The organism is Mariniblastus fucicola (assembly GCF_008087665.1).
Classification (GTDB): domain Bacteria; phylum Planctomycetota; class Planctomycetia; order Pirellulales; family Pirellulaceae; genus Mariniblastus; species Mariniblastus fucicola.
In genome coordinates, this window is the sequence record NZ_CP042912.1 from 771,754 (window position 1) to 792,596 (window position 20,843).

17 protein-coding genes are annotated in these 20,843 nt (G+C 53.8%); 10 read left to right on the forward strand and 7 right to left on the reverse strand.

Annotated elements, in window-relative coordinates; genetic code table 11:
• Nucleotides 1-20 precede the first annotated feature (20 nt).
• On the reverse strand, nt 21-737 hold the full coding sequence (locus MFFC18_RS24750; RefSeq protein ID WP_075085313.1) for a hypothetical protein: 717 nt from the start codon (nt 735-737) through the stop codon (nt 21-23).
• Nucleotides 715-2,409, reverse strand: a complete 1,695-nt coding sequence (locus tag MFFC18_RS02815) for a hypothetical protein (protein WP_075085312.1) — start codon at nt 2,407-2,409, stop codon at nt 715-717. The genes MFFC18_RS24750 and MFFC18_RS02815 overlap by 23 nt, the downstream gene beginning before the upstream one ends.
• A gap of 364 nt (nt 2,410-2,773) precedes the next feature.
• On the opposite strand from MFFC18_RS02815, the gene MFFC18_RS02820 reads away from it, so the two are divergent.
• The 3 genes from MFFC18_RS02820 (at nt 2,774) to MFFC18_RS02830 (ending at nt 7,779) form a co-directional block, all read left to right on the forward strand.
• On the forward strand, nt 2,774-3,277 hold the full coding sequence (locus MFFC18_RS02820) for a thiol-disulfide oxidoreductase DCC family protein (protein WP_238381293.1): 504 nt from the start codon (nt 2,774-2,776) through the stop codon (nt 3,275-3,277).
• 190 nt (nt 3,278-3,467) lie between these two features.
• A complete protein-coding gene (locus tag MFFC18_RS02825) occupies nt 3,468-6,998 on the forward strand; it encodes a hypothetical protein (protein WP_075085311.1) in 3,531 nt (1,176 codons plus the stop codon).
• A gap of 277 nt (nt 6,999-7,275) precedes the next feature.
• On the forward strand, nt 7,276-7,779 hold the full coding sequence (locus tag MFFC18_RS02830; protein ID WP_075085310.1) for a thioredoxin family protein: 504 nt from the start codon (nt 7,276-7,278) through the stop codon (nt 7,777-7,779).
• 12 nt (nt 7,780-7,791) lie between these two features.
• On the opposite strand, the gene nhaR is transcribed toward MFFC18_RS02830, so the two are convergent.
• The gene (nhaR, locus tag MFFC18_RS02835; protein WP_075085350.1) at nt 7,792-8,697 is read right to left on the reverse strand and encodes a transcriptional activator NhaR; all 906 of its coding nucleotides are present in this window, start codon (nt 8,695-8,697) and stop codon (nt 7,792-7,794) included.
• Nucleotides 8,698-8,838: 141 nt separating this feature from the next.
• On the opposite strand from nhaR, the gene MFFC18_RS02840 reads away from it, so the two are divergent.
• Together MFFC18_RS02840 and MFFC18_RS02845 are read left to right on the forward strand one after the other, a co-directional pair.
• On the forward strand, nt 8,839-10,548 hold the full coding sequence (locus MFFC18_RS02840) for a SulP family inorganic anion transporter (RefSeq protein ID WP_084417246.1): 1,710 nt from the start codon (nt 8,839-8,841) through the stop codon (nt 10,546-10,548).
• A gap of 56 nt (nt 10,549-10,604) precedes the next feature.
• On the forward strand, nt 10,605-11,111 hold the full coding sequence (locus tag MFFC18_RS02845; protein ID WP_148618602.1) for a universal stress protein: 507 nt from the start codon (nt 10,605-10,607) through the stop codon (nt 11,109-11,111).
• Between the two features lie 79 nt (nt 11,112-11,190).
• On the opposite strand, the gene MFFC18_RS02850 is transcribed toward MFFC18_RS02845, so the two are convergent.
• Together MFFC18_RS02850 and MFFC18_RS02855 are read right to left on the reverse strand one after the other, a co-directional pair.
• A complete protein-coding gene (locus tag MFFC18_RS02850) occupies nt 11,191-12,693 on the reverse strand; it encodes an aldehyde dehydrogenase family protein (protein WP_075085307.1) in 1,503 nt (500 codons plus the stop codon).
• A gap of 277 nt (nt 12,694-12,970) precedes the next feature.
• Nucleotides 12,971-14,320, reverse strand: coding sequence for a fasciclin domain-containing protein (locus tag MFFC18_RS02855; protein WP_084417236.1), 1,350 nt, complete (start codon nt 14,318-14,320; stop codon nt 12,971-12,973).
• Between the two features lie 285 nt (nt 14,321-14,605).
• On the opposite strand from MFFC18_RS02855, the gene MFFC18_RS02860 reads away from it, so the two are divergent.
• The 3 genes from MFFC18_RS02860 to MFFC18_RS02870 all read left to right on the forward strand — a co-directional run bounded on the left by MFFC18_RS02860 (nt 14,606) and on the right by MFFC18_RS02870 (nt 18,124).
• Complete coding sequence (locus MFFC18_RS02860) at nt 14,606-15,865, forward strand: M16 family metallopeptidase (RefSeq protein ID WP_075085305.1); 1,260 nt, start codon at nt 14,606-14,608, stop codon at nt 15,863-15,865.
• A complete protein-coding gene (locus tag MFFC18_RS02865) occupies nt 15,840-17,063 on the forward strand; it encodes a M16 family metallopeptidase (RefSeq protein ID WP_075085304.1) in 1,224 nt (407 codons plus the stop codon). The genes MFFC18_RS02860 and MFFC18_RS02865 overlap by 26 nt, the downstream gene beginning before the upstream one ends.
• A 143-nt stretch (nt 17,064-17,206) precedes the next feature.
• Nucleotides 17,207-18,124, forward strand: a complete 918-nt coding sequence (locus MFFC18_RS02870) for a GNAT family N-acetyltransferase (RefSeq protein WP_084417235.1) — start codon at nt 17,207-17,209, stop codon at nt 18,122-18,124.
• Between the two features lie 75 nt (nt 18,125-18,199).
• Here the strand turns inward: MFFC18_RS02870 and MFFC18_RS02875 are convergent, their stop codons facing one another.
• Complete coding sequence (locus tag MFFC18_RS02875; RefSeq protein ID WP_075085303.1) at nt 18,200-18,892, reverse strand: DUF2461 domain-containing protein; 693 nt, start codon at nt 18,890-18,892, stop codon at nt 18,200-18,202.
• A gap of 10 nt (nt 18,893-18,902) precedes the next feature.
• On the reverse strand, nt 18,903-19,322 hold the full coding sequence (locus tag MFFC18_RS02880; protein WP_075085302.1) for a ComEA family DNA-binding protein: 420 nt from the start codon (nt 19,320-19,322) through the stop codon (nt 18,903-18,905).
• Between the two features lie 159 nt (nt 19,323-19,481).
• On the opposite strand from MFFC18_RS02880, the gene MFFC18_RS02885 reads away from it, so the two are divergent.
• Both MFFC18_RS02885 and MFFC18_RS02890 read left to right on the forward strand, forming a co-directional pair.
• Nucleotides 19,482-19,685: a small basic protein gene (locus tag MFFC18_RS02885; RefSeq protein ID WP_087149671.1), complete on the forward strand. Its 204-nt coding sequence runs from the start codon at nt 19,482-19,484 to the stop codon at nt 19,683-19,685.
• Nucleotides 19,686-20,032: 347 nt separating this feature from the next.
• Complete coding sequence (locus tag MFFC18_RS02890) at nt 20,033-20,671, forward strand: hypothetical protein (protein ID WP_075085301.1); 639 nt, start codon at nt 20,033-20,035, stop codon at nt 20,669-20,671.
• Nucleotides 20,672-20,843: the final 172 nt, after the last annotated feature.

The window sequence follows — 20,843 nt, forward strand, 5'->3', positions numbered from 1 at the left end:
GTCGTAGAGGTCGTGGTGGGTTATTTGCGCGGATTCGGATAGGGATAGCGTATCCGACGGCCTGGATTCCAAATTCTTTGTTCTTCCAGCACAAGGTGGGCGAACCTTCGATGCGTCGCCAGAGGATAGAGTTGCCGTGTCTGTCGAATTCCATATTCGGTCGTGCAGCCGTGCTTGAGCATTTCCTCAAGAGCCGCGATCGCTTTTTCGGATTCGTCCTCATATTTCAACTTGGCGAACCGCATCGAATGTAGGCAGGCAACACGTTCGTAGCATCGCCGTCGATACCTCGCGTTGTCAAACAATCGGCTCCACGCAAGGATCACTTGATTGAAAAGGACCTCTTCTTCAGCAAGGATCGTTTCCATCGCTTCGTTCTCCACGCTCGAAACATCAGATACTTTCTCGCATTCTTTCCATTTCTCAAGTAGCTCGTTGTGGCGTGCTTTTGCAATTTTCAGAATGACAAACCCATTGTCAGGGTCGTCTTTGAGCATCTGGTTATAAACTGAGACGGCCTTGTCCCAATCGCTATCTTCAAAGTGCGAATCGGCGATCTGGTTTCTGGACTCAGTGATCGGAGTAGCAACAGAGGCAGGAAGAAACGGAGCCACCACGAGCCATATCAAATAGCCCAGGCCGCCAAGCAACAACAGCGCCAACAGGCCTGATGAAAGCCGGTGCTCGTCAATTGAGAACAGACTGAAACCGGATTTAATTTCCGCGGAGTTTTTCAAAGTATTCCTTCGCGTGGTCGCGTTGCGATTTCGGCAACACCTGATTTTCCAATGGGTCCGCTTTATCGCTCATGCTTTGCCGAACGATTTCCCGAACTTCGCTCGTCGAGCGACCGGAGATGTTGTTGCCGTCCGCGTCGCCCGTGACCACGGTTTGCCCTTTTTGCAGCTGGCCTTTGACACGAGATTTATACTTGCCGGTTTTGTCCTCTTCTCGCTCACGTTCACCGGCGCCTTTACCTTTGCCCTTGGCGTTCTTGGACCATTGCGGCTTGTCGCTTTCCTTACCGTTCATGCCGCCCTTGGCTTCGCCGATCGCCTTTTCGAGATCTTCCAACGCCTCCATCTCTTTAAGCTCTTCTTCCATCTGCTCCATTTCCTTGGCCAGGTCTTCCAAACCTTTCGCCGCGTCTTCAAGGTCTTGCTGTTGTTGAGCCTGACCCTGTTCGCCTTTCTTGCCGTTCTGCGGTTGGCCATTTTTCTGCTGCTTCTTGCCGCCGCCCTGCTTCATGCAGTTGGCACAGTCTTGCATCTTCTGAGCCATTTTTTTCATCTTGTCCATCTGACGCTGCTGCTTTTCCATCTCGTCAAGCTTTGCCTGAAGCTTCGCGGCCTTGTTCGGGTCGCCCTGCTCCATCGCTTTCTTAATGTCTTTTTTGAGCTGCTCTTTTTTCGCTTTGTGTTGCTGTTGAATTTTCTGGAACTCTTTGGCCAGCTGTTTGATATCGTTAGCCAACTTTTTCTTTTCAGCCTCCGACATTTTTCCGGACTTGAGTTTCTCAGCCAATTCCTTGACCGCCTTGGCCGCCATCTTCATGTCGCCCTTGGACATCGCTTCAGCAACCTTCTTGGCCGGACCATTGCCGACGTCTTTCAGTTTGTTGAGCGACTCTCTCAGGTCCTTGCTGCCGCCAAGCTCTTTCTGGCGTTCTTCGATTTCTTTCTTGATGTCGTTGAGTTCCACCAGAGCCTGTTTCTTGTCAGGCATGTTTTCCGGTTCGAGGCCATCGAATTTTCGTTTCAGCGAATCGAGTTTCGCCAGAGCATCCTTCAGCCCAGCGGCCTCGAGTGACTTGCGTTGTTTCTCGATCTTCTTTTGCATCTCCTTGACCGCTTTTTTGACGTTCTCAACCTCGACCGTTGCGTCCGAAGCAGCGGCTTCTTTATCAAACACCGCGTTGGGCAAGAATGTGATCGCGAACAGGATTGCAATCGGGATCAGTGGAAGCGCCAAATCCTTCAGTCGCTCGAATCTGAATTTGTCGCGAACGTCGATGACTTCGGCACTGCGGTCAGCGTCCTTGAGCAAAGCTTGACCCACTTCGGTTTCGGCAGTGCCATCGTCAATCGATAGCGCGCTCGACAGCCGCTCTTTCAAACCGAATCTTTTGTCGACTTCGATGGCTGCTGTGCTCGTGTCCACAAACTTTCGGATGGAAAGCAATCCAGCCACGATCAGCGAAAGTGCACACCCACCGATCAGCCAACCCGCTGTCCACGCGTCATGATGGTCCTGCGTTTCGAGAAATGAGAGGTACCAGACCTTCGGCACCAACAATCCGATCGCGGCCACGATCAGCCCGGCGAACAAGGCCCACGACAGGACGTGCATGAAGCTGTATAGGTTCAAGCGGCGTCGCGCTTGAGTTACCTGGCGATTGACATCGTTCATTGGATTCTGCCTTGGTAAGAAACAGCCGGGAATTCGCGTCCTAAATTATAGGACGATCGTCGCCCTGTTCAAAATCGGAAAACGAACCCGTTATTGCGGAATTCGGCTTTTCCGAACTTGATTGTACAATTTTTGCGATAAACGTACCGGTTTGACGGTTAATACCCCGAATCAGGACGGTACGATTCAAAAGAAGTACGAATTGTGACATCGAGATGGCATAGGCATCCAGTTAACGTCGTCTGAATCACAGTAGGGTGGCATAGGCTCCCAGCCTGTGATTGCATCCGCCGGCTCTGTCGCCTGTCCCCTTTCGATGCCGCCGCGAACTTCAACCGTCGTCAAACCCTCACTCCCAGCAACAATGTCGGTAGACACAAAACCTCAAACCAAACCGACCGACGAAAGCCCGTCCAACGATGCGGCCATGGCCAGAGATCCGAACCTCAAGTCGCCCGCGGATTTGCCTGACGCCGATGTGGTGATCTATGACGGCAAATGCGTTTTTTGCAAGAAGTCCGTCAAACTGTTGAACTGGTGGGTCGCGAAAGACCAGTTGGCTTACGTTTCGTTGCACGATGATTGGGTCGCCCAGCACGTTCCAGATTTGACTTACGATCAAATGATGAAGCAGATCTATTTGATCGATCGCGAAGACGGCTCGAAACATGGCGGCGTCGAAGCGATTCGCTATTTGAGCACGCGTTCGTGGAAGCTCTGGTTGGCGGCTCCGTTTCTGTACTTCCCTGGCAGCATGCCGCTGTGGCAATGGATCTACCAGCAGATCGCAAAACGCCGCTACCTGATCGCCGGCAAAGATGATGATTGCGACGAAGACGGCACCTGCAAAATTCACTTTGATAAGTGATCGTCAGTGTGATCCTCTGAGCGGCAACGTCAGCTTTTTTCTTTTTCTGCACCATTCGCGGCGGCTAAGGCTGAGCTAGTTGCCGTTGGGCGAATGGTCGTGAGCACTTTTCGGTAAGCCTCCTCTTAATTCGATAGACTCGGAGCCACGCACACGCTCGTGTCCGAAGCCATTGAACGAGAGGATCGAAATGCCACTGCACCAAAACCCGTCGGAACAGGAACTGGAACGTAGCCTTGGATGGAGTCGCAAGATTCACACCAACGCCAAGGAACGAAAACAACTTCGACGCTACATCAGTTTGCAGCTTTCGGCGATGGGAGTCACGCCGCCAGAAAAGCATCAATCGCAAGCGGACTTTTCGCAAGGCTTCCTTGAAAGCCTGCGCGAGCGCAGCCGACTGCTCGCTGGCTTTCGTGCTCCGATCGATCAGCGTATCGAATCATTCCTGGCGGATTACTTCGCTGATCAGAATCTCGAATCGCCGCTGAGCCTCCCCGACGCCACCTTGGTCCTCGACCGTCACGGAATGGCTCGCGAACTGAGCCTTCCCGCGGACGAAGATCAGTTCACCAACGAGCTGGTCGATTCGCGCCGGCTGGAAAACGGTATCCTCAACAATCCCGTTCACGATCGCCGAACGACCAAAGGTACCTTTCACGTTGTCGACGGTGGATTGCCGATCCCGGGAGACAAGCTGATCGTCCCCAAAGTCACCTTCGTCAGGCTGATGCAAGCTGCGTTACAGCCGCCAAAAGAGTCGCTGCAGCTTCCGTATTCGAGCCAGTGGGACGAGCAAGCCAGCACATGGGTTTCGCTGCTGCTGCGTCCGCTCGTTTGCCCGCCGGTCGATGGCGTCTGCTGCTCCCGATCGATGGAGACCCGTTTTTTCGTTCCCGGAAGTTTGGTCAGCAATCTGGATTTCGTCGAATCCATCTTCGGCAACGCTGGCGATCCGCAAATCCCCAACAACGATGCTGCGCTCGATGTCGAACGTTGGAGCGGCCACACCGGTTGCGTGATTCTCGCGCCGCACTTGACTTCGATTCCAAAGAAAGACCTTGGCCTGCCGCACATCGATGATGCCACTGATCGTCAGAAGCGTGACGGGATGTGCTGGAGCGAACCCGACGAACCGTACAACAACGGCACCGCGTTCAAACTGACCTGTCGCAATGAAAGGGGCGTTGTCGTGACGCTGATTGCGGATAACTACTACGGCTACTGCAAAAAAGAAGTCAAAACTCAGATCAGCTACGCGACGAACCTGATGGGCGGCGTCGAAGAAGAACACGCCGGCGGCGCGCTCGCGTTTGCATCGTACTCGCTCGGTGATGAATTTCGCGTCAACAGCCGGCGTTACAACGGTCGCACTTTTGAAGATGTGGCTCGTGATTATGAATCGTTCGTTGACGTCAAATCCGAAGGCTACGGCATTGATCGGAACTGGTCGTCGATCATTTACATCCCGGAAAACTCGCTCGTTTCGCTGGCCAGTCGTAGCGTTTCCTGGACCACGACCGGCGGCGATCAGCAACAGATTCCGCTGTCACCCGAACAGATCTATATCGCGCCCAGCGGCTATCAAATCCGTCTGGAGAAGCACCCGTCGGCTCCGTCGTGGCGCCTGGTCGGAACGGTCGGAGAAGGCATCTTTTGTCACAAACCCTGCACCGTTAGCGGCGGCGGCAAGAGCGAAATTAGTAAGAGCTTGCGAGACTATATGCTCTACGGCCCGATCTTTGTCGTCGATCAGGATGCGGATTTCGCGAAGCTCGATGAGATCTTCGAGTACGACTATCAAACTCGATGGAGTGATGGTTTTGAGAATCGGCCGCCCGAGGAGAAAGCAGCTCGGACGTTCCTCGATCCGGCACGTTCGCTCGGGAGTTGCATCAAGATGCTGTCGCAATCGCCCGACTTCAACGATCAGTACAACCAGTGGCTGGCCAGCATTCCGGACCACATTTATGGTCTGGCTCTGATCATCAAACGCTTCACCCGTCCCGGCATGGAAGATTCCTGGCGCGAGCATTTCCGTGTCGATATCGTTAACGGATCGCCCGGCCATGAGTTGAAAATGGACGAACGATCTCTGGTCGGGACCTATCTTCGTGTTGGGCTGAGCGAAGGTCGTTGGCGAACTTTCAAGGTGCGGCAGGACTTCATCGCGGCGTCCAAAGTTCAGATGGAAGATGACATCAGCGCCAGCACTGTCGTCCCCGGTGAGCTGATTCCCAACCCCGGTCCGGCGGTGAAGGACGAGTTCAGCTACAAATTTGTTCGCAACTGTGAGTTCCGTTTGTTCCAACGTCCCGACGACGCCGTGCATCGCGGGCTGGACAAGCAAACCGAAATCGATCTCGCGCGGCCGGGCAACTTTATCAGCAACTTCGAACCGCTGACAACGGAACAGAGCAAAGAGATCGTCAGCGATGTGATCGACTTCGATCAGTACTCAGCGCCGATGCAAAAGATGCTCAAGTCGGCCAGCAAGAATGATGGCTTCGTCGTCAGCAGCGCTCACCCGCGGATCGTCAACGGAGCTCCGACGAAAAACCCAAGGTACCTTCAAGATCGCCCCGACATGGTGCGGGCTCGTGACACTTACATCGCCAACGTCGGCATGAAACTATTCCGGGCGCTTTCCGATTCCGATCCGCTGCACGTTCCTGTCGGCGCGGTGCTGAGTGGTCGTCGCAATAATCCGCCGTCGCGCGAGGAAGGCATTCGCTCGCTCGCGGTCTACAGTCCGTTGCACTATCAGGAACTGCCTGAGCTAATGATGGACTACATCGCATCGCTGACTGGAAAAAGTCCCAGTACAACCGGCGCGGGCAGCGAAGGCGCTTTGACAAAAGGCCCGTTCAACATGCTGACCACGACCGCCGACCTCAACGCGACCTTGGTTTCGGCGATCCTGACCGGAATGGGCGGCTTCAGTACTCCCGCCGGCCACGTCGGTCCCGATTTCGAAGTCGGCCACGATATCAGCTTGTTGATCCCGGAAGTTTGGTGCCGCATGGGGCCTCACGAACGCGATCCCGACAACCTGATCGCCAACGGAATGATGGAGAAAATCGATGACTTTGAATACGAAGGCCAAACGGTGAAAGCCAGTCGTCTTGGCTATCGCATCACGGAAAAATTCCTCAGCAATTATCTGTCCCGAGTCTTCGACAATCCGACGCGCGTGTTTACCGAAGACGTTTTGCGGCCTGAGCTCCAGGATCATGAATCGTTCGCCGACGGAATTCTGCACATCACCGAAGCCCAACAGCGCGTCGCGAATCAGTACCTCGACGACGGCAGTCTGCTTTCGGCTTGTCCTCCGCTGCAGGCGTTGATCACGATCATGGCGACCGGAATCTGGCAAGGCCACGATATCAACAGTCCTGAAATCCGCAAAATGTTTACGCGAGATTACTTGCTGACGAGCGATTGGTATCGTGATCGTTTGCGACAGAAGCAGGAGAACGACATTCGGCTTTGGCAACGAAAAGTCGACTCGTTGAATGCGTTCATGAGCCAGCCTTCGAATCGACCGCTGATCGCGGAGATGGATTTGGAGTCCCGTTTCGAGTTCGCCAAGTCGGAGCTGGAGAAAGTCTCCTCGCCGGACTACGTCAACGAACTCACCGGCACCCTTGGCGCTGATCCCATGCGAGCGATCAACCTCAAAGGACCGCTTGAGCAGGAACTGGCAACGTCGTCGGCGTAAGTTGGTGGGGCACGATCGAATGCGTTCCCATTGTTGGAAATTACTGGATGCCAGGTCGTGCTGCGGGTGAGCGCGGCCCTGGCGGTTTCGTGCTGTCTCGAAACGTAAATTCTTTCTCGGAATCTTTTTCAGTTTCCTTGTCGGGCAGCCGGAAAATAAAGCGGGTGTCAGGGTAGAGGGCTGATACCCGAGCACGTCGTTCGGGCAGTACTCGATGGTTGAAGATCGCTTTTGATCCAAAGCCAATCCACCGAAAGGCCGTTTCACCGAGGAAATCATGAACAATACCACAGCAGTACTTTCGCATCCTGAATCCAAGCCAGCGAAAGGAATACTCTTTCGGATGTGGCAAGCGTTCTGGTTGGCCACGCTGGTATTGTCGCTCGCCTACGCATGGTATTGCTTCTACGTGCCTGGCAACGGCATCGCTTGGGCGGACGAATTTCCGTCGGGCCAACAGCAGTCCGTGCAGTCCGGGAAACCAATGGTTCTGTTCTTCACCGGCGAGTGGTGTGTTCCCTGTCGGATCATGAAGCGAACCGTCTGGGCCGACGACGAGGTTGAGTCTATCGTCAACGCGAGTTTCACGCCGGTCCTGATCGACATGGGGAAACCCGGCGATTCGGCAGAAGCCATCGAACGTTATCGAGCCCACATCACTCCAACGACAATCATCACTGACGCTGAAGGCAACGTGATCGAAGAGGTCCGCGGTGCGATGAGCAAATCCGAATTTCTTGCGTTGCTCAAGAAGCCAGATGTCTCCCGGCTGGTGCAGTAGAATTCGACGTCGCTATTTGACTTCGAAGATTTCGCTTCGCGCCTGTTCTACGATCGCCTGAACGGCGGGATGGTGCACTCGTTTCTCAACCGAGATTGCGAAGAACCGATCGACCACGTCTTCGAGCCGTCCGACAAGCTGCATGTCGTATTGCTCTTTAACTTCTTTTTCGATGGCGGTTGGAATCGGCACGATGCCCAATCCGGACTGACCGAAAACTTTGAGCAAAGCACTGTCTTCAAACTCCGCAACGATTCTTGGATGAATATCGTTGTCATCCATCCAGTGATTGAGCGCACGTCGTACCGCGGTATGTTCTGTCGGCAAACATAGCGGTGCTCCTGTCAACGACTTGGGAAATTTTTGGCGATGCTTCCTGGCCAGTTCGGGGACTGCCAGAAAAGAAAGCCCACATTCCCCCAGTCGGTGACTGTAAGCTTTCACATCAACCGTTGGAGGAGCCACTGAGTCCGAGATGATCAGGTCCAAACGATGCAACGCGAGGTCCGCCATCAGTTCAGGCAGTTTGCCCTCGTAGCACACGATCTGAAAACCCTCAGGATGATGAATTGCTGGTTTGAGCAATTCAAATGCCACCAGTTTGGGCACGACGTCGGGCATGCCAACAACGAACTTTTTCGTCATCCCCGGTTGGCCTGTTTTCATAAAATCGGTCAGCTCTCGACCGATCAGAAAGATCTCTTCCGCGTAGTGAAAAACGTGCTGGCCGAACTCCGTCAGCTCCAGATATCGCCCTGATTTGCGAAACAGTTTCGCTCCGGCTGACTTTTCCAACTCGCGAACCTGAGCGGTGATCGTAGTCCGGGCCACATGAAGTTCTTTTGCAGCCGCTGTTACAGTTCCCTCTCTGGCGACGGTCCAGAAGTAGAAAAGGTGGTGATAGTTGAGCCATTCCATAAGCAAAAGATATGTCGCTTTTGTCAACATGTCAATATTTTCGACATGTTGAACCAAAATAAACGACTTTTCCTTCGTGGTGTGCACAGCCTATAAATATAGATGAGACTTCAGTGTCGCATCATCAAAAGGGATTACCGAATGTTGAACTCAGCTGAATCTGGCCCAAAGGTTGAAGAAACCGAACAAACGGGAGCGTTTCGCTACTTCACCAACGACCTGCTCGCATCGGTTGTTGTCTTTCTGGTCGCCCTCCCGCTATGCATCGGGATCGCCGTAGCAGTCGGCGTCAACCCGGCCCGGGCACTGATTACGGGCATCATCGGTGGTCTGATCGTCGGTTCCATCGCAGGTTCTCCGTTGCAAGTCAGCGGTCCAGCAGCGGGACTGTTTGTGATCGTGGCGGATATTATCTTCACCAACCGCGACAAGCATCTTCAACTGGTTGGTGACGTTGCCGGAGCCGAACAGTCGGCGATGGCCTATGCAATGGCCGCGTTGGGCTGCGCCGTTGTGCTTGCGGGCATCATGCAGCTTGTGGCTGGAAAGATGAAGCTGGGGCGATGGTTTCGAGCTGTGTCACCTGCTGTCATCAAAGGCATGCTTTCGGGGATCGGAGCCCTTATTCTGATCAGCCAGTTTCACGTGATGCTGGATCATTCCGCGATGTGGGGCGACAAACCTGCACGAGGTGGGTTGCAGTATCTCGCGACGATTCCTGCCGCAATTACAAAGTGCTTCACCGAAGGTGCAGAGAATCACCACCTGGCCGCAATGATCGGGATTGTCACGATCGGAACTATTATCGCGTGGAGTAAGTTCGCCCCCAAGAAAATCAGCTTCATTCCTGGAGCTCTCGTCGGAATTGTCGTCGCTACGCTGTTCGCCATCATTGCAAATTTTGAGGTCATCCAGCTATCGGTCCCTGACAATATGTTCAGCGAAGTTTCGTTTCCGAACGTCTCGTGGTTTGGCCTGATCATCGAACCATCCATTTGGGTTTCTGCGTTTGTGATCGCGCTCGTCGCCAGCGCGGCGACGTTGTTGACGGCCGCTGCGGTCGACGACATGTCACGCGATATTGGTGTGAAAACCGACTATGATCAGGAATTGATATCGCAAGGAGTCGGCAATACGCTTTGCGGGCTGGTCGGCGCACTGCCCATGACCGGAGTCATCGTGCGGAGTTCCGCCAACGTCCACGCAGGAGCACGGACTCGGAAATCTACGATTATCCATGGAGCCTGGTTGCTGCTGTTCGTCTGCTTCCTTCCGCAACTGCTAACTTATATTCCGAAATCAGCATTGGGTGCGCTTCTGGTTTACACCGGATTCAAGCTTCTCAATCCGGCTCAATTGAAGGGGCTCTGGAAAGTCGGCAAATCCGAAGCAGCGATCTATCTGACAACTCTTGCTATTATTGTGTCGGTCGACCTTTTGATCGGCGTGATGGTGGGGGTTGCCCTTTCGGCAGGCAAGCTTTTGCATCGATTCAGCCACCTCGATGTCGAGTTGGTCGCTGACGAGGCAAAGCATCGCTATGAGCTAAAACTTCGGGGAGCAGCTACATTTCTTCGCTTGCCGATCCTCGCGGAGTATCTTGACCAATTGCCTGGAGATGCGGAGCTCCATGTGTGTCTCGAGAAAGTTGACTACATTGATCACGCCTGCTTCGAGTTGCTGATGAATTGGGCTGAATCGCATGTCGAAGATGGCGGTTCTCTGGTGATGGATTGGGATCGCTTGCACGGAGCGTTTCAGTCAGAGGCCAGTGAGTCCGCAGAAGATTCGACAGCCTCTTCTGCTGCTGTGCTTTCCGATAAAGTGCATCCTGCGGGAGTGGCAGTGTGAAGTGACCGTTCAAGTTTTGACTTGATTTCAGTTTTTAATTGAACAAGGAGTTGGACATGAATATGCGTTATGAACCCAGAGAGCTATTGTTTGTCTGGGATGGGACGAAGAAGTCCATCGCGATTGCGGACCGTTACGTCGGAACGTTGAAGGACGTTTCGGTTGCCTGTCTGCGAGTCATGCCTCACGAGTCGATTTACGCATACTCGACTCCCGGCCATTCGGACTTACCGCCTTCGCGGTTGGAAACCAAAATTCGGACCGTTTTCGACAATGCCGTGAAATGCTCCAGCTCGTTGGCTGGAGCCCGGTTGGAAATTGATTTCGGAGACAGAGTCAGCACGATCGTTCGCTATGCAGAATTCTGCAAGGCGAAAGTCATTCTGATGCCTCGCTTCGAGCAGTCGAGGTTTTCGATCTGGATTCACGGCGACCTGAACAAACGAATTGAAGAGCAATCCAACTGTTCAGTCGTCTTTTACGACTCCGAGTCTGGCGACCAGATCATTTCTGATCGGTTCCGACCCGGTGAGTTGGAAAACTTTAATCCGAACTCGAACTAGCCACCAACGTTTCAGGTTGCTGCTTCGACGCGTCAGATTGTTTTCGCCGATATCAATTCGGGCGCTGACCGTACGTCTGCTACAGACTAACGCACACCGATTTCGTTTGCAGATAATTCTCCAGAGCCGCGTGGCCCATTTCACGACCCCAACCGGATTGCTTGTAACCGCCGAAGGGCAAAGCGGCGTCAAAGATGCTGTAGCAGTTGACCCACACGGTTCCGGCTTTCACCTGTTTGGCTAGTTTGTGAGCCTTGGAAATGTCACGAGTCCAAATGCCGGCCGCCAAACCGAAACTCGTGTCGTTGGCCTGGCTCGCGATTTCGGCTTCGTTGTCGAATGGCATCGCGGCGACCACTGGGCCAAAGATCTCTTCCTGGACAATCGACATTTCTGTGGTCGCGTTCTTCAAAACCGTTGGTTGAACGAAATAGCCGGGCCGATCGATCGCCGCGCCGCCGGCCGATGCTTCTGCGCCCGCGTCGAGTCCGGCTTTCAGGTAGCCAGCAACGCGATCGAACTGCTCGCGCGAAACCAGCGGACCCATTTGCGTTGCGGCGTCGAAACCACTGCCGACTTTCATGTTGTTGGCGATCTCGCTGACGCCAGCCACGACTTCATCGTAGATCCCAGACTGCACAAACAGTCGCGAACCAGCACTGCAGACTTGCCCCTGGTTGAAAAAGATCGCGTCCGCTGCACCGGCAATGGCAGTATCCAGATCCGCGTCGTCGTAGACCACGTTCGGGCTTTTGCCGCCAAGTTCCAGGGTGACCTTCTTCAAATTTCCAGCAGCGGCTTTGAGGATAATCTTGCCGACTTCTGTTGAGCCGGTGAAAGCGACTTTGTCGATGTCGTCGTGAGCCGCGATTGCAGCACCGGCTGTTTCCCCGAAACCAGTGATGATGTTCACGACGCCATCGGGGATGCCGGCTTCCTGACAAAGCTCGCCCAAACGAATCGCACTGATTGGAGTTTGTTCGGCTGGCTTTAGTACGATCGTGCAACCGGTCGCCAGCGCCGGTCCCAATTTCCACGCCGCCATCAACAGCGGAAAATTCCAGGGGATGATCTGTCCAACGACACCAATGGGTTCCTTGAGCGTATAAGCATGGAACTGGCCGCCCGGAACGTAAGGCACGTTTAACGGAATCGTGTTGCCTTCGATTTTCGTCGCCCAGCCCGCCATGTAGCGAAACATGTCAGCCGCCAACGCCACGTCGGCAGCTTTGGCAACGCCCAGCGGTTTGCCATTGTCGAGCGTTTCCATCGCCGCAAGTTCATCCGCGTTCTGCTCGATCAGATCTCCGATCTTCCAGATGATTTGGCCTCGTTGTGACGCCGTCATCCTCGACCACGGGCCGGCGTCAAATGCCTTTCGCGCCGCTGCAACGGCAAGGTCCACGTCGGCGGCATCTCCCGCGGCAGCCTGGGCGATGACCTCGTCGGTCGCCGGATCGAAGACGTCAAAAGTTTTACCTGATTTGGCTTCCACCCATTGTCCGCCGATCAACAGCTTCCTTGGCGTAGCGAGAAACGAGCGAAGACTTTCAGGAACCGAAGAGTTTGTGGCAATGGGCATGAGCGTTTCCTTTGTTGACGTCGTGAATGGTGACGACAAATTTTACAGCTCAAAGGATTGAGTTGGCAAGCAATTTCGGATTGAACCTTATGTCGCGATTTCAAGCCAATTGAGCTGTCGCTTCGCGAAACAAGGAAAACGTGCATCGACTTCCAGCGTGTGATTGCGCAAATCGTGTTAGCTGCTTCGCAAAAAAAATGAATTGATTTGCGATGCTTAACAGAGCGATCGTTTCACAGGCCAAAAGCCGATGTCACCTTCGTTCATGGCGTTTCAATTAACTTGCTGGAAGCAGGACTTCATTCACCAAATGAACGACTCCGTTCTTGGCGCGGATGTCAGTCGCTGCCAGCGTTACGTTGTCATTCAACAACACGCCATCGTCATTGAGTTCGACAGTAAACGATGGGCCGAGCAACGTTTCGACTTCGGTGCGTGTAATCAGCTCTGAAGCAAAGACGGATTCTCCCAAAACGTGAAACAGCAGAATGTTGGAAAGCTGTTCTCCTGTCAGGCTCTCCAGAGTTCCGTCAGGCAGCTTGTCAAAGGCCGAATTCAGCGGAGCGAACACAGTCAGGTTCGGCGTGTCGTTGAGCGCTCCGGCCAAATCGGTCGCCACCACCGCGCCGGTCAATGTAGAAAGATCGGGTGTCAGAATCGCCAGTTCAGTGACCGTGCCCAACCGTGCCCCGCTGACGATCAAATCGTCAAACACCATCTTTCGTCTGGCTACATCGTCTTCCAGACCGCCCAGCTCAAATGTTCTCAGTTCGATTCCGTCACGCTGAACGTCCGGTACGTTGATGGCAAATCGATCGAAGTTGCTCTGGCCTCCAACGATGGTGTTGCGAACAAAGGCAACGTTGGAATAGTCGAGGCTAATGTCGTCATTGCCGTCGCCCCCGAAGACGCCAGTTCGCTCTCCCACGAGAACGTTTTCCAACGAAACATAGTCGTTGCCATTTTGCGACAGGACTAACAGTTCGTTCAGCACGGTGCTATCCTTAACCGCAATCGCGTCCCTGCCATTGCCTCCCACGACGAACACATCGCCTTCAAGTTGAGCCGTGTCGATTCCGATCGTGTCCGAGCCATCGAGAGTCAGGATGTAGAGATCTTTTCCCACGTCGGCCGTATCAAGGGAGACCGAATCGTTGCCGGTGAAGGTTTGTAGCAACAGACGGTCCCGGAAGTTGGTCTGATACGCTCCGACCGAATCATCGCCAGGCCCGCCGTAAACGATTGAGCTGCCCTTAAATTCGACGCCTTCGATCAGCAATGAGTCATCGCCCTGCCCAACGTTGGCGCGAAGCCCAAAGTCATAGGAAGCTCGTACGCCATTGATCTGCGTGTCGATCTCGCCACCCGCGATCGTCAGCGGAGTCGCCTGTCCATTGACCGTGGTCCCATTTTTTCCAATTACTGAAATTGAGCCATCATCATTGCCGATGATTTCGATCTGGTTGTCCAGGCTGTCGCCGCGAATATAGAGGTTGTCGGTGTTGGCGACGGTCACGTTCCCGGCCAGCAATCGCCTGTCTTCGAGTGATCCGTAGCTGGTCGTTTGAACGTCTTGGCGGCGGTGACGCCTGTTTCGTCGCGAACGGGTTCGAGAATTCTTGAACATGACAATGCCTTTCGGGAAATCAAATGGATGAAAGTGGTGCCTGCCGCAACGAACAAATGATAAATAGAGCGACAGCACCGAGTCGCAAGGAAGCGACCAAGAGTGAACCAATCGTCAGCAGCCCAGTTAACGCTGTAAGCTGACTCAAATCGAAAATCGCTGAAAAAAGAAAACGCACTTTCTCGCGGCATTCCTCGAACCTTTCTGCGGTCGCCTCGTAGCTGACCGCTGGAAGCCAACTGCGTCCCGGCGTAAAATGCGAGATTCCATCCTCAGGACGCGGACATGCAATCCGAACAAATCCTCAATCATCAATACGACAACGGTCTGACCCTGGTCGCTCAGCCAATGCCTTGGCTGGCCTCGGCTGCCTTCTCGATCCTGTTGCCAGCTGGCGGTCGCTACGACCAGGCCGGAAAACATGGCCTTGCGAACTTCACCTGTGAGATGGTGCAACGCGGCTGCGGAGAGCTTGACTCGCGGCAGTTCATCGAACAGCTACAGTTGCTGGGCGTGGACTACACTTCGTCGGCTTCGAACTATCACACTCGCTTCGGCGGTGCGATGAAAGCCACCGAACTGCACGACACGCTTTCGGTCTATCGCGACGTGCTGCGGAAGCCTCATTTGCCTGAATCACAACTCGAAGACGGCCGCCAGGTTTGCTTTCAGGAGATCTGGGCCACCGAAGATGATCTTTCACGCCGCGCGATTCGCAAACTGCGCGAGCGGTTCTTTGGCGATCCCGACGGGCGGCACGCGGACGGCACGATCGAGTCCATCACTGGCATTGGCCAGCAAGATATTGAGGATTTTTGGAAGCGATACTACCAGCCTGCGGGCACGATCATCGCGGTCGCCGGAGGAATCGATTTTGAAGCTCTCAAGGCACACGTCGGCCAACTGTTTGACGATTGGCAGCCGAATCCGGTTGAGCCCATCGAATCGAGCGGCGAAGTTCATGGCCCGTTCCATATTCCATTCGAAAGCGAACAGACGCAGATCGCGTTGGCCTGGCCGGGCGTGGCTTACAGCCATCCTGATTTCTACAAGCATCGCGCGGCGATCGGCGTGCTATCCGACGGCATGAGTTCACGGCTGTTCCATGAAGTCCGTGAAAAACGTGGGCTGTGCTACAGCGTATTCGCCTCGGCGGTTTCGGTCGGAGATCGCGGCGCTGTGATTGCTCATAGCGGAACTTCGGCGGCCCGAGCCCAGGAAACGCTCGACGTGCTGGTGCAGGAGCTTTCGAAGATCAGCGAAGGCGTTCGGGAAGATGAACTTTCGCGATTGAAAGTCCAGTTCCGCAGCGGCATGATCATGCAACAGGAATCGTGTCGATCGCGAGCCGGCTCAATCGCTTCGGACTGGGATCGGCTCGGTCGCGTGCGAACGCTCAAGGAAATCACGGACATCATCACCGGCCTGGATGTCGAATCGATCAACGAACATGTTGCTTCCTGCCCACCGCAGAATTTCGATTTGGTAACGCTTGGCAACGCTCCTCTGGAAATGAAAAATGGAATACCGACAACATCAGCTTGACAATGGATTGACGGTTTTGGCCGAGTGCAATCCGCAGGCTCATTTTTCGGCGTTCGGTTTCTTCGTTCGCACTGGAGCACGCGATGAAACGGCTGAGATCGGCGGCGTGAGTCACTTTCTGGAACACATGGTCTTCAAAGGCACGCCGAATCGCTCCGCGGATCAGGTGAATCTTGAGCTGGACGAAATGGGCTCGAGTTCCAATGCGAGGACCGGCGAAGAGAGCACGATTTATCACGCCGCGGTACTGCCCGAGTTTCAAACTCCGATGGTGAATTTGCTCAGCGATATCATGCGTCCGAGCTTGCGGGAAGAAGACTTCGAGACCGAAAAACAGGTGATCATCGAAGAGATTTTGATGTACGCCGACCAGCCTCCCTACGGCGGCTATGAAAAGATCATGGAAGAATTCTTCGCCGGCCATCCGTTGCAACAAAGTGTTTTGGGTACGGTGGAGACCGTTGGCGATCTGTCGGCCGAACAAATGAAGCGTTACTTTGACCAACAGTACAGCCCGGGAAATATCGCGTTTGCGGCGTCAGGTAAAGTGGACTTTGATCGACTGGTTGAAGACATTGAGCAAAATTGTGGCGACTGGAAGCCGTTTGACGTGAGTCGCGATTTGACCGAAGCCAAGGTGAGCTCGGGCGTTCACACGATCCATCGGGAAAATTCGGCTCAGCAGTACATTCTGCAAATGGCTCGCGGTCCCGCATCCAATGATCCACGACGTTTTGCGTCGCGAGTCGCGATGAGCATTTTTGGAGACGACGCAGGCAGCCGTCTGTATTGGGAATTTCTGGATTCGGGTCGCGCGGAATCGATCGGCGTCGGTCCATGTGAATATTTGGGTAGCGGTGCCGTGATGACGTTTCTGTGCTGCAGTCCGGATGCGGCCAAGGATAATTTCGAACGGCTGACGAAGCTGCAAAAGGAGATTCAGGCTGGTGCCAACGAGCGTGAGCTGGAGATGGCAAAGCGAAAGATTGCGTCGCAGATCGTGTTGGGCAGCGAAGCGACCGAGGCGCGGATGTTTTCGATCGGCACGCAGTGGCTCAACGGGGCGGACTACAAAACGCCGGAGGAGATTGCGACGCTTTACGAAAGTGTGACGCTGGACGAAGTGAATGAGGTGCTGGTCGAGTTCCCGCTGGATGTGAACACGACGGTTTCGATCGGGCCGAACGAGTCGTTGTAGGCAATTGCTGGGAAGTTGGTTGGTGTCGGTATGATTCGGCTGTGGCGTCGTTGTCTGCGTGATTCGTTTAACGGCTTGCCGTTAAACGATGTGCGACTTGATCGAACAGGCCCAACCATGGGATTCGACAACGAAAGGCAATCATGAGCAACTTCACACTCCAAACCATGCAGCCCGATCAGTGGCCAGAAGTCGCCTCGCTGATTCACGATTCCACCAACGCGTGGTACCGGGCCAATCGGAACTTCGACATCTTCACCGAAGGCCCTGAATCGACATTGTTGTTCTGCGAAGTCTACGAATCGCTCGATCCGGGCTGCTGTCTGGTTGCGGTGGAAGACGATTCAAAACGAGTCCTGGGCTCCTGCTTTTATCATCCGCGTGAGACGCATTTTTCGTTGGGCATCATGAACGTGCACCCCGATGCGTTTGGCCGAGGAGTGGCTCGCACGATGCTGGGGCGAATCATGGAACTCGCGGAATCCGAAAACAAACCGGTTCGTCTGGTTTCCAGTGCGATGAACCTGGATTCCTATTCGCTGTACACGAAAGCCGGCTTCGTGCCTCGGGAAACGTATCAGGACATGATCCTTGAGATACCAGATAGCGGAATCGGCACGTCAAATCTGCATGTTCGCGACGCGACGATAGATGACGTTGAGGCGATAATGGAACTGGAACGCCGTGTGGCACATATCACTCGCGAAAAAGACTACCGACACTTCATCGCCAATGAATCGGGCCAATGGCACACTTCGGTACTATACGATGACGACGAGTTGGCGGGCTGGATCGTGTCGATCTCTCATCCTGCATCCAGCATGATCGGGCCGTGCATTGCTCGGGATGAGCAGTCCGCGATCGCGTTGTTGCAAGCCGAGATCAACCACCGCGCCGGCAACACGATGGTCTTTCTGGTGCCCGTCGAGGCGTCGCAAATCGTGCGCGCCGCTTACGGTTGGGGCGCGAAGAACTGCGAGTTACATGTGTCTCAAGTCTACGGCGAATTTAAGCCGTTTAACGGAATCGTGATGCCAACGTTTATGCCAGAGACGGCATGATGTGGCTGTGGCTTCCAGCCGCAGTGGTTCAGTTAGATACCTGCAAAATATTGCGGCTGGAAGCCGCAACCACGACTAGCTCGGCACGTGCAACGCGTCGCAGAGAAAGGTTACCAGTGGTTTGGCGCGTTTGAAACGATCGATGGTCAGGTCAACAATTTCAGGTGACTTCATGTCAGCAGCTTTCAATTGCGTCACCGCGATGAAGTCCTTGCGTTTCAGATCCTCGATCAGTTTATGCTCTGGATCGAAATCTCGCGGAGGCCGTTTCAGCGTGTCGCCGCTGAGTTCAAAGCATTCTTTGAACTTCTTGCCGCCTTTGGCACGTTTCCATCTCACGTCATACTCCACGATCGCGGTGCGAATCTGTTTCAGCGGTTCGCGATCCGGATGCCAGATGCCGGCGCCGAGGAAAACTTCCGTTGGCGAATAGTGAAAATAGAACCCGGGAGCATGTACGTTCTTGCCCATCTCGTGGCGAAAGTGAATTCCAAGGTTCGTCTTGTATGGCTGTTTGTTTTTCGAGAACCGCGTGTCGCGATAGATCCGCATTAGTGAACCGCCGCTGCGTTTGGCGACCGCCGTGAAGTATGGCGAGACTTTCTTTAGCTTTGGTTCGATCGCGGTGATGAAGGCCAGGGCAGGATCGACTACGTGGTCAAGGTAGCGGTCCTTGTTTGCGTTAAACCAGTCACGTTCGTTGTTCTTGACCAACTCTTTGTAGAACTTGAAAAACCCGGGTGGGAATCCATTAAACGTATCAGCCATTCAGCTACCTTTATTGAGTGACGTCGTCCAAAGACTCAAAATGCAAAAACGGGCGTACCTTTTCCAGCAACCCGTTCGAAACACCAGGAACGTTGGCCAACGCATCGATGGATTCAAACGGGCCATGTTCGTCTCGCCATTGCGTGATGGCCGTCGCGGTTTTGGGGCCGATCCCGGGAAGACACTCGAACTCATATTTGGTGGCTGAATTAACTTCTACTAGAAACTGAGCCGATTGTTGTTGAGCCTGATCAATGTCGATCAGATCGATTCCGCGTGCCGTCGCCAGATACCATCCACATCCCAGGACAACCACCAGCCAAGCCAGGGAAAATGCGGTCTGGTCAGCGTTTCTCAGGAACAGGGCGCCCCAATTCGAAGCACGCTGGGACGGCTGATTTTCGGCAGATTTGGGCGGAGTTGAGTTCACAGCGGGATTTTATTTGATTTCAGGCCCATCTAAACGCCTGAACTGGCGTTTTTTCCCGGAATGGTCGATAAAACGCAGAAGTAATGTCTTGAGCCAGTTCGCTTCAATGCGTACACTCATCCGTCCTGAATCACAGAAACCTCAGCAAAAATCAATCCGATGACAATCGACAAAAGCCTGAAAATCAAAGCTGGATCCGCGAAAATGCGAAACGTGATGACACGTGCGGAGCGATTGGCGAAACTGATCGATACTGACCGCTGGAGCGAAGGTGATCCGGTTTACGGCATGCCGAAAGTTCGCGTTCAAAAGATCTCGCTGAAGAAAAAGAAGAAGGTCAAAAAGGCCGAAGACGAGAAGTAATTTGGCTCGATTCATCGAGGCGTTTGCTCCAAATCGCTTCGAAATTTGCTTACGAAAAAGCACGGTTTTGCCGTGCTTTCTTGCTGCGCTCTGCGGAACTTCAGCCAGCACATTCTTTAATCGTAAATTTCGCCACTTTTTGAATTGTGTCCTGCCAGAGGGCTGTATTCTTTGGCAAAATGTGCGGATCAGTCAGGTTGTCGTTCCCTCTTTCGGTTACTGCCTCTGGTCTGTGCGGCGAATTCGAATACTCTGGCCGCTTAACAACAAAAGTGTTTTGCCTCGTCAACCTTCGAGAGCAGAAAAAAATTTGTGACGGTCACGTCAATCCTATCAGGAGATACCCAATGAAAAAGTTTGTTTCGTTTTGCGTGGCAGTTGCTGTCGCCGTTTGTGCTGTACCTGCGATGGCTCAGTGCACTTCTTGCGGTGGTGGAGCTCCCGTTTTCAGTCAGCCAGTAAGCTCGTACGTTCCACAGGCAACTTACTCTGCACCTGTCATGAGCCAGCCAGTTTACAGCGCTCCAATGACTCAGCAAGTTTACAGTGCTCCAGTCATGAGCCAGCCAGTTTACAACGCACCAGTTTACAGCTCGCCAGTTGTTAGCTCTCCTGTCATGAGCTCACCAGTTGTCAGCTCACCAGCAATTTACTACAGCTCTCCAGTTGTTAGCAGCGGATGCGGTAGTTGCGGCGGATCGATGGTTGGGACTCCAGTCATGAGCGGCCAAATCATCAGCGGTGGCGTTGTTGGCGGCACAGTCATCAGCGGTGGACAGAATATCGTTTGGGAAGGCGGAACTGAAATTCAGGGAACGATCGTTTCTGACGTTCTTCTCGAAGACGGCAAAGCAGTTACTGAAGAAGCAACTGCTGGCGAAAACGCAGTTGACGTTGTCGAGCCTCCTGTCGCTGAAGAAGAAGCAGCAGAAGAGTCGCCAGGCCCGGACACTGACGAAGAAGAAAGCACTGAAGGCGAAACTTAATCGTTTCCGGCTTAATCAGTCATTAAGTGACCGTCGCTCTTCGGATCGACGGTCATTTTTTTTTGGCCCTGCTCCCGGTCTGGACGATGCTACCATCTGTATGCTGCCTGGACAGGGCACGGCCCATTCTTTCCGGCTCTGCGAGCAGACTCATCGACGCCATGTTGTTGAT

Excerpts from the sequence above, each read along its gene's own strand:
- MFFC18_RS02815 (WP_075085312.1), bottom strand. The coding sequence starts at position 2,409 with ATGAACGATGTCAATCGCCAGGTAACTCAAGCGCGACGCCGCTTGAAC.
- MFFC18_RS02885 (WP_087149671.1), top strand. The coding sequence starts at position 19,482 with ATGACAATCGACAAAAGCCTGAAAATCAAAGCTGGATCCGCGAAAATG.
- MFFC18_RS02850 (WP_075085307.1), bottom strand. The coding sequence starts at position 12,693 with ATGCCCATTGCCACAAACTCTTCGGTTCCTGAAAGTCTTCGCTCGTTT.
- MFFC18_RS02860 (WP_075085305.1), top strand. The coding sequence starts at position 14,606 with ATGCAATCCGAACAAATCCTCAATCATCAATACGACAACGGTCTGACC.
- MFFC18_RS02890 (WP_075085301.1), top strand. The coding sequence starts at position 20,033 with ATGAAAAAGTTTGTTTCGTTTTGCGTGGCAGTTGCTGTCGCCGTTTGT.
- nhaR (WP_075085350.1), bottom strand. The coding sequence starts at position 8,697 with ATGGAATGGCTCAACTATCACCACCTTTTCTACTTCTGGACCGTCGCC.
- MFFC18_RS02870 (WP_084417235.1), top strand. The coding sequence starts at position 17,207 with ATGAGCAACTTCACACTCCAAACCATGCAGCCCGATCAGTGGCCAGAA.
- MFFC18_RS02845 (WP_148618602.1), top strand. The coding sequence starts at position 10,605 with ATGAATATGCGTTATGAACCCAGAGAGCTATTGTTTGTCTGGGATGGG.
- MFFC18_RS02865 (WP_075085304.1), top strand. The coding sequence starts at position 15,840 with ATGGAATACCGACAACATCAGCTTGACAATGGATTGACGGTTTTGGCC.
- MFFC18_RS02820 (WP_238381293.1), top strand. The coding sequence starts at position 2,774 with ATGTCGGTAGACACAAAACCTCAAACCAAACCGACCGACGAAAGCCCG.
- MFFC18_RS02830 (WP_075085310.1), top strand. The coding sequence starts at position 7,276 with ATGAACAATACCACAGCAGTACTTTCGCATCCTGAATCCAAGCCAGCG.
- MFFC18_RS02825 (WP_075085311.1), top strand. The coding sequence starts at position 3,468 with ATGCCACTGCACCAAAACCCGTCGGAACAGGAACTGGAACGTAGCCTT.
- MFFC18_RS02855 (WP_084417236.1), bottom strand. The coding sequence starts at position 14,320 with ATGTTCAAGAATTCTCGAACCCGTTCGCGACGAAACAGGCGTCACCGC.
- MFFC18_RS02840 (WP_084417246.1), top strand. The coding sequence starts at position 8,839 with ATGTTGAACTCAGCTGAATCTGGCCCAAAGGTTGAAGAAACCGAACAA.
- MFFC18_RS02875 (WP_075085303.1), bottom strand. The coding sequence starts at position 18,892 with ATGGCTGATACGTTTAATGGATTCCCACCCGGGTTTTTCAAGTTCTAC.